Consider the following 11009-nt stretch of genomic DNA (forward strand, 5'->3'; position numbering starts at 1 on the left):
GCCTGATGGTATTCACGCACTTAGCATTCATAGCGTTCACGCGCAGACTCACTACTCCCGCGCAATGGCTCTGTAGGCGATATCACGCCGATACTCCGCATCGTCCCAGCGAATCGCATTTACACCCTGATATGCTTTCTGCTGTGCCTCAGACACGCTATTGCCAAGCGCTGTCACACACAGCACCCTGCCGCCAGCAGTGATAATCTCGCCTTGGGCATTTTGCGCTGTTCCCGCATGGAACACTTTACAGCCTGTTTGCTCAGCTTCAGCAACGCCATGAATCACATCACCTTTACCATAGCTGCCGGGATAGCCACCTGCGGCCATCACAACACCAACAGCGGCGCGTGCATCCCACTCACAGGTGCGTCCTGCCAACTTACCCTCGGCGCCGGCTAGACAGAGCTCAGCTAAATCAGACGTTAAACGCAGCATGATAGGCTGGGTTTCAGGGTCACCAAAGCGGCAGTTGTACTCAATAACTTTAGGGTTCCCAGCAGCATCAATCATCAGACCCGCATACAGAAAGCCACTATAGGCATTACCCTCTGCGGCCATGCCGCGTACGGTGGGCAGAATGACTTGCTCCATGATGCGCGCATCAACCTCAGGGGTAACCACTGGAGCCGGTGAATAAGCCCCCATGCCACCGGTATTGGGGCCGGTATCGCCATCGTAGGCGCGTTTGTGATCCTGGCTAGTGGCCATCGGCACAACATGTTCACCATCGACCATGACAATAAAGCTAGCTTCTTCACCTTCCAAAAACTCTTCAATCACCACGCGTGCGCCAGCATCGCCAAAAGCGTTGGCTTCCAGCATATCGCGAATGGCTGCTTCCGCTTCTACTTCGCTAAGCGCCACAATCACACCTTTGCCAGCGGCCAAACCATCCGCTTTAATCACAATCGGCGCGCCCATTTTATGCAGATAGGCGAGTGCAGGATCTACTTCAGTAAATGTTTGATAATCTGCCGAAGGAATAGCATGGCGAGCCAGGAAGTCCTTGGTAAATGACTTAGAGCCTTCCAGCTGTGCCGCCGCCTGGGAAGGGCCAAAAATGGCTAAACCAGCCGCTTGAAAAAGGTCGACAACACCGTCTACTAAAGGCGCTTCTGGACCAACTACCGTTAGTCCAATTTGCTCATTTTTGGCAAATGCAACTAAACCTTCTAGGTCTGTTGCCTCAATAGCCACATTGGTCACTTTAGCCTCTGTCGCAGTGCCGGCGTTACCCGGGGCAACAAACACCTGCTCTACTTGAGCAGATTGGGCTAATTTCCAAGCCAGAGCATGCTCACGACCACCGCCGCCAATCATCAAAACCTTCATGTTCATCCTTCTCAAACGGGAGAGCGTTTATCGGCGGCATTATGCCACAGCGCAGCGCCAAGTGGGGTCAGGAGGATTTGTTATCGTTACTCGCGTCGCGGCTATCCGCTTTAGGCTCGCTTGCGTCACTTGGTTCATCAGCTTCAGCGGACTGATTTAGCGTTTTCTGCCAAAACCGCATATTTTCTTCTGCCAACTCACGCATAAACTCAAGCGGCGTATGGCGAATAGCCTGCTTCCATTGGCTTTGCAGACGCTTTTGCTGCTCCAGCATTAGCTGGGTACCTTGCTCAAGGTAACGCGACAACGGCAACGGCGATGCCATATCGTAGACACGAATTAGCTGCGCCAATAAATCATTCGAAAATACATCCGATTCGCCGTCGGCCTGCTCTTGTTCAATGATGATGGATAGCAAAATGGTCCGCGTCAGGTCTTCACCGCTTTTGGCATCCTCAACCCGGAACGGCTCTTCTTCAATAATTAAACGACGTAAGTCTTCCAACGTTACATAGCGACTTTGCTGCGTATCATACAGCCTTCGGTTAGCATATTTGCGAATCACGCGCACGGCGCATCTCCTTAAACACGATAGGGGCTTTTGCTCCCATTACTGGTATTGTGCCTGCACCACGCGTCCTTGCAAGCCACCTTGATATATTAGACCGGCATACTGCGCCTGTTTTGTGACCAATAGACTCTTATTATGAATTTGATTTTACTCGACCCTAACGACCTCACCAACGATGGCTGTGCGCTTATAACAGACCCACGCAGGCTAATGCATTTACGCGATGTCCATCGCGCGTTACCTGGCGACCTATTGACTGTCGGGGTGCAAGGCGGCGAAATGGGCAAGGCGCGGCTTACAGAACTCACTGCCGAGCATGCTCGCTTCTCCTTGGAAATCCTTAACGAACCACCGCCACCTCCCCTGCCGGTACATTTAGTCTTGGCGCTGCCGCGGCCACGCATGCTAGCCCGCACTTTAGAGCACGTGACAGCGCTGGGCGTAAAAGAGATTACCCTGCTTCACACCAAACGAGTAGAAAAGAGCTACTGGCAATCTCCCGAGCTACGCGAAGATAAAATTTACCAGCACCTGGTACTGGGCTTAGAGCAGGCCCGTGATACAAAACTGCCTAATGTGACGCTATGCAAAGGGTTTCGGCCTTTTTTAGAACAACAGCTACCTGACTTATTAAATGCGCGACGTGGACTGTTAGCGCACCCCGGCATGCCCAATGCTTGCCCTAGAGACATCCAAGACCCAACACTGCTATTAGTCGGCCCTGAGGGAGGGTTTATTGCCTGGGAGGTTGAACAACTGCTGGCAGCGGGCTGCGAGGGCATGCACCTGGGCCCACGCATATTACGCGTGGAAACAGCCGTCACAGCACTGCTGTCACGGCTGTTTTAGCGGTCTATCCGTTATGATTGGTCATCTTCAGGATCGTGAGGCACAACGTCAGCGTTTTCATCACACCCGGGCTCTTGCAGGAAGGTATTGCGCACATCGAGCAAACCTAGGTGGCTAATAGTACGGCGACCTAACAACAGCGGGTAGAGCATCTCTTCACGGTCACGCAGGCTGAACTGCTCTTCATAAATCGTATCGCCCATGCAGAGTTCCATGAGCACTACGGGGCGTTCGTCACGGCCACCGGCGCCACGTACGGTTTGCTCACGGTGAAGTGGGCGCTCAATTTCATCACTGAAGACTTCGCCACTCTCCTGGTCTTCAAGCTTGAGACGAAAGCGCACCCATTCCTCATCGTCTTGCTCGAACAGCTCAATATCGCGAGCATCTAGCGATGACGTTAACGCGCCACTATCAAGCTTTGCCTTAACCGTTATGCCCCATGGCTGTAGCGTCGCGTTTTCGACCCAACCGAATACTTGATCTTCTTCAGCCAACGCAGTGGAAGTAGATAGCATCGCGCCTACTACCAAGCTGCCTAATAACGTTTTACTCATCATTCGCATAGCGTCATCCTTGGTAAAATAAATGGCTAGTCAAATGACTGCCTACTCTGAACGGCTGCGTAACTGTTCCAACAGCTCCTGTGTCGCAAAACCGTCTGGTATTAACCCTTGATCGCGCTGGAAGTTCCGCAAACCTTGTCGCGTATTGGGCCCCATCACCCCATCCGCCCCCCCCACCGCATAGCCCACCCGGTTCAAGCGTTGTTGCAGTTCTTGGACATCGTCACGGGTAAGCGCTGCCTGATCACGCGGCCATGACTGTTCAATACCGCCGCGACCGGCAATAGCATCGCCCAAGGTAGCCACGGCCAGGGCATAACTAGTGGCATTGTTATAGCGTAAAATAGCGCGGAAGTTAGGGCCTACCAAAAAGGCAGGGCCATTGGCGCCAGCAGGAATCACCACGGCGGCACTGTCAAAGTTGGGGAATTCGCCTTGAAGCGCCTGAATACCTTGGCGTTGCCACTCAGCGCTACTGCGACGTTCGGTTTGGGCGTAGTCAAACCCTTCCGGCAGGCTCACTTCAACGCCCCAGGGTTGACCTGTTTGCCAGCCCGCTCTCGCCAAATAGTTGGCCGTGGATGCCATGACATCAGGAATACTTCCCCAAATATCACGCCGACCATCACCGTCGCCATCGACTGCGTAAGCTTCAAAGCTGCTGGGAATAAATTGGGTATGACCCATCGCGCCTGCCCAAGAGCCTTTCATCTGCTCGGCGGCAATGTCACCTTGATCAATAATACGCAGCGCTGCGAGCAATTCTCCACGAGCAAAGTCGCGTCGACGACCATCATAAGCCAGCGTGGCCAGCGCCTCTAAGGTTGAAAAGTCACCAAAGTTGCTGCCGTAGTTACTTTCAATGCCCCAGATGGAAACAATAATTTCAGCAGGCACACCATAGCGTTGCTGCATTTGCATAGCCGTATCGCGGTGATCTGCAAATTTTTCACGACCCGTATTGATTCGGGTGGAAGAAACCGCTGTATCGAGATACTCCCAGATAGGCCTTACAAACTCGGGCTGGAAACTATCAAGTTCAATAACGCGCGCGCGATAGCGCACGCCATCCAATGCCTCACTCAGCGTTGCTTCACTAATCCCCTCGCTGGCAGCATGGCGACGAAACGCTTGAAGCCATTGTTGAAAATTTGCATAGCTGACTTCGTTAGCCGCACGCGCGTCGACTTCGGTCATCAACTGTTGATTTGCGAGTGCAACGCCCCCGGCTAACGGGGAAATTAGCACTGCAGCAAGTGAGACACGCAACAAGGGGCGATAACACCCACTAAATGAAAAAATACGAAACATCACTTATATCCTCAGGCAGTCCTTGGCATACCTGAGATGATGGCCTAGAAAACAAGTGGATACCAGCTTTCAAGGTTCCGCAAAGGCGAAGCTTACTTTACACACTAGCAATCACGGATGGCTCGGCGGATTCGGCCAATTCACCAGCAGGAATTAACCAGCGCGGCCACTGCTCAAGCTCAACATAGGGGCTGTAAATTCTGCAGGGGCAACTCGCCAAGACTGGTAATGCTCTAAGTGAGGTGTAGTTAAGCATAGACCGTTACCATTATACTGTATAATTTCTGTAAAGTTATTGTTTAGGTAAGTTTAACGTGACGAAACCAATTCCTTAACTTCAAAAACAAAAAAGCCACCCGGAGGTGGCTGATCAAAATTCTTTATTGGTTATGTAGACACTACCTTGCTATCCCACTAATCAGGATCAGTATCCCTCGGCTGTCGCTTGGCATTCTCATGCGTCTCTAGGCCACTTTTTAATTCGTGGGTTAGAGGATCATAGTTGGGACGTAATTCATCTTTAACTGTGCCACTCCAAAGCTTGGAGCCGACAAAATAACCAGCACGACCAATGACATGTGCAGCCACCGGTGCGGTCATTAGGATAAACACAATGATCGCAAACGAACGCGCCACTATGCCTACTTCAGCAAAGTGCATGGCTGCCGCCAGCATAATCAAAATAACGCCGAGTGCGGCAGCCTTTGTCGTCGCATGCATACGGGTGAGTAAGTCGGGTAAGCGCAGCAAACCAATGGAAGCAAGCAGAATAAACAGCGCGCCACCAATGATTAACGTGCCCTTGATAAAATCAATCATCGCGCGGGCCTCCTCGTTCCAAAAAGCGCGCAAAGCCTATCGCCGCTAAAAAGCCCATCAATGCAATCACAATGGCAGCGTCCAAGAAGCTTGCGACTTCAGATTTGATCGCATACACCCCAACGAGTCCTACCACAGTCGTCGAAAAAAGCTCAAGCGCCACAACACGGTCAGGCAGGCTTGGGCCACGCACCACTCGTACAAAGGTGAGTATTAAGGCCAAGCTCATAATGACTTGGCTAATCAATATGACGGTATCCATTAGCGAAACAGCTCCAGGGCCCGATGCTCCATTTCTTTTAAATTACGCCGCAGCTCTTCTTCATCATCTAAAAACATCGCATGGATATACAGCACCTTGCGATCATCAGACACATCAAGACTCAGTGTGCCGGGCGTTAGAGAAATCAAGTTTGCCACCATGGTGATTTCCATTTCCGTACGGGCTGAAAGAGGCATCGCAATGACACCAGGCTTCATGTGCCACGGGGGGGTCAGAATATCGAAACCGACCCGCAGATTGGCTTGAATAAGCTCTTTCAAGAAAAAGCCGACAAACCCTATCAAGCGCGGGATGCGGGCTGGATAGCCTTTTAAAGCGTCAAGCTGCGGCTCAATCAGCACCAGAGAGATATAACCAAAAACTAAACCAACCAGTAGATTTAAGCCGGTAAAGTCGCCACTTAACAACACCCATGCAAGGCCTAACAGTAGATTCCAAATGGCACCCGTCATGGCACATCCTCCCCAGCATCAGCCTCTACTTCATCAGCCCCCGATACAACGGGCTCAAGCAGTGCATCTTCGCCACTCGCAGCAATACCCATGACGGCTTCAATATAGCCAGATGGCTCAAATAGTTGGTCACTAATGATCGTCATTACCAGCATAACGGGTTCAGCAAACACACCTATCAGTAGCGAAAACATCGCCAGTACCACCACAGGCAAATACATCATCCAAAGACTTGGCTTTAATAAACGCCCATCATCACCCATGGGCGTCGCTGTTTCAGGCACATGGTTCTCTTCCGGTAGTGATTTCCAGAACACCTCATTCCAAATTTTCACCATGGAGTAGAGGGTCATCAGGCCGACCGCGAGTGCAATTCCGGTAACCACATAGGCTTCTGCTTCTATGCCTGCTCGTACAATCACGAACTTGGCAAAAAAGCCTGACAGCGGCGGGATACCCGCCAACGAGAAGGCAGAAACAAAGAAGGCCACTGCCAGCCAGGGGCGTTCACGGTATAACCCGCCCATTTTTTTAAGCTGATACGTTCCTTGCAGACGGTGAGTAATACCGCTGATTAAAAATAGGTTCGTCTTCACGATAATATTGTGCACGATAGCGAACACCCCACCGGCAATGGCTAATGGGGTATAAAGCGCCAGGCCCAATATCATGTAGCCAATCTGACTAACAATATGGAAGGACAGTATCCGCCGGAATTCATACTGCGCGGCGGCCCCCAAAACCCCCGTCACCATAGTAAAGGCAGCGCCCCACAGCATGATGTCCTGAAGGTAGCCCATGGACTGATCAAACATCAGCGTAAACACACGGAACAGTGAGTAAACGCCGACTTTGGTGAGCAAGCCAGCAAATAGCGCAGAAACCGCTACCGGCGGGGTATGGTAAGACGCAGGAAGCCAGAAGAAGAGCGGGAATGCCGCTGCTTTGATGCCAAAGGCCACCATAAACATAACGGCTAACACCTCAACCATGCCTTGATGCTCTGCTTCATTCAGTCGCAGTGCAATATCGGCCATGTTTAAGGTGCCCACCATGCCGTAGAGCAGGCCAATCGCTGTTAGAAAAATAACTGATGCTAACAGGTTCAGGGTGACGTACTTGATGGCACCTTCCATTTGTGCCCGCTCACCACCTAAGATCAGCAGGGCAAAAGACGCCACCAGCATGACTTCAAACCATACATAGAGGTTGAAAATATCACCGGTTAGAAACGCCCCTGCTACACCAGCTAACAGCAGATGCATTAATGGGTAATAGCCAAATTTTTCATGGCCGCGGCCGGTCGACGCGAGCGAGTATATCCCCATGGCCAAACCAATAATGGCGGTCATTAGGATCATAACGGCACTGAGCATATCGGCGATTAGCGTGATACCAAACGGTGCTGGCCAGCTACCCATCTGCATCGTGACGTAGCCATCCGACAGCGTCGAGATAAACAGCCAAATACTGACAATGAACAGTGCGACATTACCAGCCACGGCCAAAAAGCGCTGCATGGGGCGCGAGCGCCAGAATAACAAAGATATTGCCCCTGAAAGCAAGGGCAAGAGGACGGGAAGAGCGACTTCAGGCCTCACGTATCAGTATCCTTCATCTTGTCTAAATCATCTGCCTTAACGACTTCATAGGCGCGTCGAATCAATACCACCGCAAATGCAAGCACCCCGAAGGCAATAACGATAGCCGTTAGCACCACGGCTTGGGGCAAAGGATCAGCGACATCACCTACGGGCCGCATCATGCCTTCCGGAATTAATGGCGGTGCCCCTCGCGTCATACCTGCAGTGGTAAAAATCAGCAAATTGGCGGCGTTAGAGAGCAGCATTAAACCGATTACCAGTTTCACGATAGAGCGACGTAACATCATAAAAATAGCCGTCGCATAAAGCAGGCCGATGGCCACTGCCATTATTGGTTCCATGCTGAGCCTCCTAATAAATCAAGGTTCATCCTTATCAACCTCCATTAGCGTCATCACCATGCCTGTGACAGAGCCCAATACCGCTAGATAAACACCAATATCAAAAATCAGCGGCGTAGACGCTTTGAAGTCGATGACCGGAATAGTCCACCACTGGGCCGTTAGAAACGGCTGCCCCATAAACCAGGCGGGTACGACCGATATCATGCCTAACAGCAAGCCAATGCCAATCAAGTCGCGGGGATCAACCATCCGCAGCACTTCCTTAGTGGCACTCACCCCAAAGGCAAACAAATAGAGCGTAAAGGCCCCTGCGGCTACTAGCCCGGCGATAAATCCCCCACCCGGCTCATCGTGTCCGCGAAGTAGCAAGAAGACCGAAAAAAGCAGTTGCAGCGGCATTAAAAAGCGGGCTGCCGTATTAAGAATAATCGTGCCTGATTTAACCATCGTAGGGCTCCTTGGCAGTCACTTTGCTGCTCTCGACGGTTTTTCCATCGCTATTCTCACCATGACGCAGTTTCAACATGGCAATAACACCAATCGCTGCAAGCGCGAGTACGAACATCTCTCCCAAGGTATCCAGCGCGCGATAGTCAACCAAAATGACATTGACGATGTTGCGACCATGAGCCAAGGGTGCACTGTTCTCAATCATATAGGTGGAGATAGGCTCAAACTGCTGAATGCTCCACGCCGTCATAATGAGCAAGCAGATTAAAATACCCATAGTGGCCGCAACGGCACCATCGCGTATACGCTCAAGGCTGGTCGAGAGGTTCGAAAAGCGCGGCAAGCGGAACAGCACTAACACCAGCAGGATGACGGTCAGTGTTTCAACCAGCAACTGCGTTATCCCAAGGTCTGGCGCGCTAAACAGAATGAAGATTAGCGCGATGGAGAAGCCCATAATGCCCACAGATACCACAGCACCGAGACGCGAGCGTGATATCGTTGCAAATAACGCCCCCATGGCCATCGTGCCAACTACCACCAGTTCGTGGAAACGAACATCCAGCTCGAAAGCGAGCTGTGGCGAGTGACGCAGTAAAATTGAGTTGCCGATTAAGACGATAAGTGTCACTAGCATTACTAAAATATAGTTACGCATATAGCCATTTTGCAGCAAGCGCGTTTGCCACTCAGAAACATGCACGATGCCATTCATAAAGCTTTCATAACCCGCTTCAGGGCCATAGCGCATTGCAGGTGCCAGCATGGAAAGCTTGCCGCGCACCGTGTCCCAGCGTTTAAACAGTAAAAAGCCCAAACCCAGGCTGACGATAGACATAATCAGCGGCAGGTTGATGCCATGCCAAAGTGACAGCGATACAGTGATGGGTTCGCCCACCACCGCAGAGGCCGCCGACGTCAGCAGCCCTTCGCCGACTAATGCAGGCAAAATACCGATAAACAGTGACAACGCGGCGAGCATGCCTGGCCCTATCAACATGCTTAAAGGTGCTTCGTGAGGCTCTTTAGGAGTATGGTGCTGCTTTCCAAAAAACGGTCTTAGCGCAATAATGGCGGCCACGGCAATGGTTAAGAAAGCCGCTACAAAGCCAAATAGCACTAGCAGTGCACGAAAGCTACCCGCGCCGAGCACAGACTCAAACATTAACTCTTTACCGACAAAGCCAAACAGGGGCGGTACACCTGCCAGTGACAGCGCTGCCACCATCGCAATGACCGCAGTCACAGGCATCAATGAGCGCAAACCACCCATTTGCGTGACATCCTTGGTACCGGTCTCGTGATCTAAAATACCCGCCACCATAAATAGCGCACCTTTATAGAGTGAATGCGCTAACAGGAAAGTAACGAACGCAATCATCGCACCATCGGTACCGATGCCTAACAGCATGGTCAGGGTGCCCAGCGCCATAATCGTTGAGTAGGCAAGTAGCTTCTTAATATTGGTGTGATGGATAGCCAAGAAGGCACCCGTCAGCATGGTAATAGCACCTACCACGGAAAGAATACCAATCCACAGCGCCGTGCCGCCCAGTTCGGGCTGCAAACGCGCCATTAAATAAATACCCGCTTTGACCATTGTGGCGGAGTGAAGGTAGGCCGACACCGGGGTAGGCGCCGCCATAGCGTTGGGTAGCCAGAAATGAAACGGGAACTGGGCTGATTTAGTGAAGGCACCTAACAGTAAACAGATCAGCATGGGGGTATAAAGTGCATGCTCGCGCAGGTCGGCTTCCATGCTACGAATTTCAGCCAGTGACCAACTGCCGCTTGCAACTCCCAACAGCACCAAGCCCGCCATCAACGCTAATCCACCAGCGACGGTTACAAATAAACCCTGCCGGGCAGATTTGCGCGCTTCGATATCGGCATGATTAAAGCCAATCAGAAGATAAGAGGTGATGCTGGTCAATTCCCAAAAAATAAATAGCGTCAATAGGCCGTCGGCCAACACTAGGCCAAGCATGGACACCATGAACGCCACCAGTGCAATATGAAAACGCACTAAGTCAGGATGACCTTTGAGATAACCACCTGCGTAAACCAGTACAAAAGCACCGATCACCGTGATTAACAGCCCAAACAGCAGTGACAAACCATCCAGCATGAATGACAGGCTGATACCTAGCGAAGGCACCCACTCCCACTCCAGAAGTATGCTGCCATTTTCGATCACTTCAGGCGCTTGTATTGCCAGCCACGCAGCCAGTCCCGCTGGAAAGAGCGCCAACACCAGGCTGGTGTGATGAGCAAACCAGCGATGCAGCAACGGCGACGACGCGGCCAGCAAAAAACCCATTAACACGGCAAGTTGCATCTAGCGAAATCTCCTAAGTAACAAACTGCCCACCACTACCGATGGGAACGTTAGGCATGATGCCTCATTTACTGCTAATTCCCCCAA

Annotated in this window: 12 protein-coding genes; 1 reads left to right on the forward strand and 11 read right to left on the reverse strand. The window is 51.6% G+C overall.

Translation table 11 applies throughout. The annotated features are described in order from the left end of the window. Nucleotides 1-51 precede the first annotated feature (51 nt). Both purD and phaR read right to left on the reverse strand, forming a co-directional pair. Complete coding sequence (gene purD, locus ACQKE4_RS07245; protein ID WP_427387579.1) at nt 52-1335, reverse strand: phosphoribosylamine--glycine ligase; 1284 nt, start codon at nt 1333-1335, stop codon at nt 52-54. Nucleotides 1336-1402: 67 nt separating this feature from the next. Continuing rightward, nucleotides 1403-1906, reverse strand: a complete 504-nt coding sequence (gene phaR, locus ACQKE4_RS07250; protein WP_427387580.1) for a polyhydroxyalkanoate synthesis repressor PhaR — start codon at nt 1904-1906, stop codon at nt 1403-1405. A gap of 135 nt (nt 1907-2041) precedes the next feature. Here phaR and ACQKE4_RS07255 point away from each other — a divergent pair, with 135 nt between their 5' ends. Then, nucleotides 2042-2755 (forward strand): 16S rRNA (uracil(1498)-N(3))-methyltransferase, encoded by a 714-nt coding sequence (locus ACQKE4_RS07255; protein ID WP_427387581.1) that lies wholly within the window; start codon nt 2042-2044, stop codon nt 2753-2755. 11 nt (nt 2756-2766) lie between these two features. Here the strand turns inward: ACQKE4_RS07255 and ACQKE4_RS07260 are convergent, their stop codons facing one another. The 9 genes from ACQKE4_RS07260 to ACQKE4_RS07300 all read right to left on the reverse strand — a co-directional run bounded on the left by ACQKE4_RS07260 (nt 2767) and on the right by ACQKE4_RS07300 (nt 10922). Further along, entirely contained in the window at nt 2767-3312 is a 546-nt protein-coding gene (locus ACQKE4_RS07260; protein ID WP_427387658.1) for an ATP-dependent zinc protease family protein, read from the reverse strand. Between the two features lie 51 nt (nt 3313-3363). Beyond that, nucleotides 3364-4632, reverse strand: coding sequence for a lytic murein transglycosylase (locus tag ACQKE4_RS07265; protein ID WP_427387582.1), 1269 nt, complete (start codon nt 4630-4632; stop codon nt 3364-3366). Between the two features lie 414 nt (nt 4633-5046). Then, nucleotides 5047-5451: a monovalent cation/H(+) antiporter subunit G gene (gene mnhG / locus ACQKE4_RS07270; RefSeq protein WP_290837462.1), complete on the reverse strand. Its 405-nt coding sequence runs from the start codon at nt 5449-5451 to the stop codon at nt 5047-5049. Next, on the reverse strand, nt 5444-5713 hold the full coding sequence (locus ACQKE4_RS07275) for a cation:proton antiporter (RefSeq protein ID WP_290837460.1): 270 nt from the start codon (nt 5711-5713) through the stop codon (nt 5444-5446). Before ACQKE4_RS07275 ends, mnhG begins: the two co-directional genes overlap by 8 nt. Continuing rightward, the gene (locus ACQKE4_RS07280; protein WP_290837458.1) at nt 5713-6186 is read right to left on the reverse strand and encodes a Na+/H+ antiporter subunit E; all 474 of its coding nucleotides are present in this window, start codon (nt 6184-6186) and stop codon (nt 5713-5715) included. Before ACQKE4_RS07280 ends, ACQKE4_RS07275 begins: the two co-directional genes overlap by 1 nt. Further along, a complete protein-coding gene (locus ACQKE4_RS07285; protein WP_427387583.1) occupies nt 6183-7787 on the reverse strand; it encodes a Na+/H+ antiporter subunit D in 1605 nt (534 codons plus the stop codon). The genes ACQKE4_RS07280 and ACQKE4_RS07285 overlap by 4 nt, the downstream gene beginning before the upstream one ends. Beyond that, on the reverse strand, nt 7784-8131 hold the full coding sequence (locus ACQKE4_RS07290; RefSeq protein ID WP_427387584.1) for a Na+/H+ antiporter subunit C: 348 nt from the start codon (nt 8129-8131) through the stop codon (nt 7784-7786). The genes ACQKE4_RS07285 and ACQKE4_RS07290 overlap by 4 nt, the downstream gene beginning before the upstream one ends. A gap of 18 nt (nt 8132-8149) precedes the next feature. Then, a complete protein-coding gene (locus ACQKE4_RS07295) occupies nt 8150-8581 on the reverse strand; it encodes a Na+/H+ antiporter subunit B (protein WP_290837452.1) in 432 nt (143 codons plus the stop codon). Then, the gene (locus ACQKE4_RS07300) at nt 8574-10922 is read right to left on the reverse strand and encodes a putative monovalent cation/H+ antiporter subunit A (protein WP_427387585.1); all 2349 of its coding nucleotides are present in this window, start codon (nt 10920-10922) and stop codon (nt 8574-8576) included. The genes ACQKE4_RS07295 and ACQKE4_RS07300 overlap by 8 nt, the downstream gene beginning before the upstream one ends. Between the last annotated feature and the right edge of the window lie 87 nt (nt 10923-11009).

The organism is Halomonas sp. NPDC076908 (assembly GCF_050269715.1).
Lineage (GTDB): Bacteria > Pseudomonadota > Gammaproteobacteria > Pseudomonadales > Halomonadaceae > Vreelandella.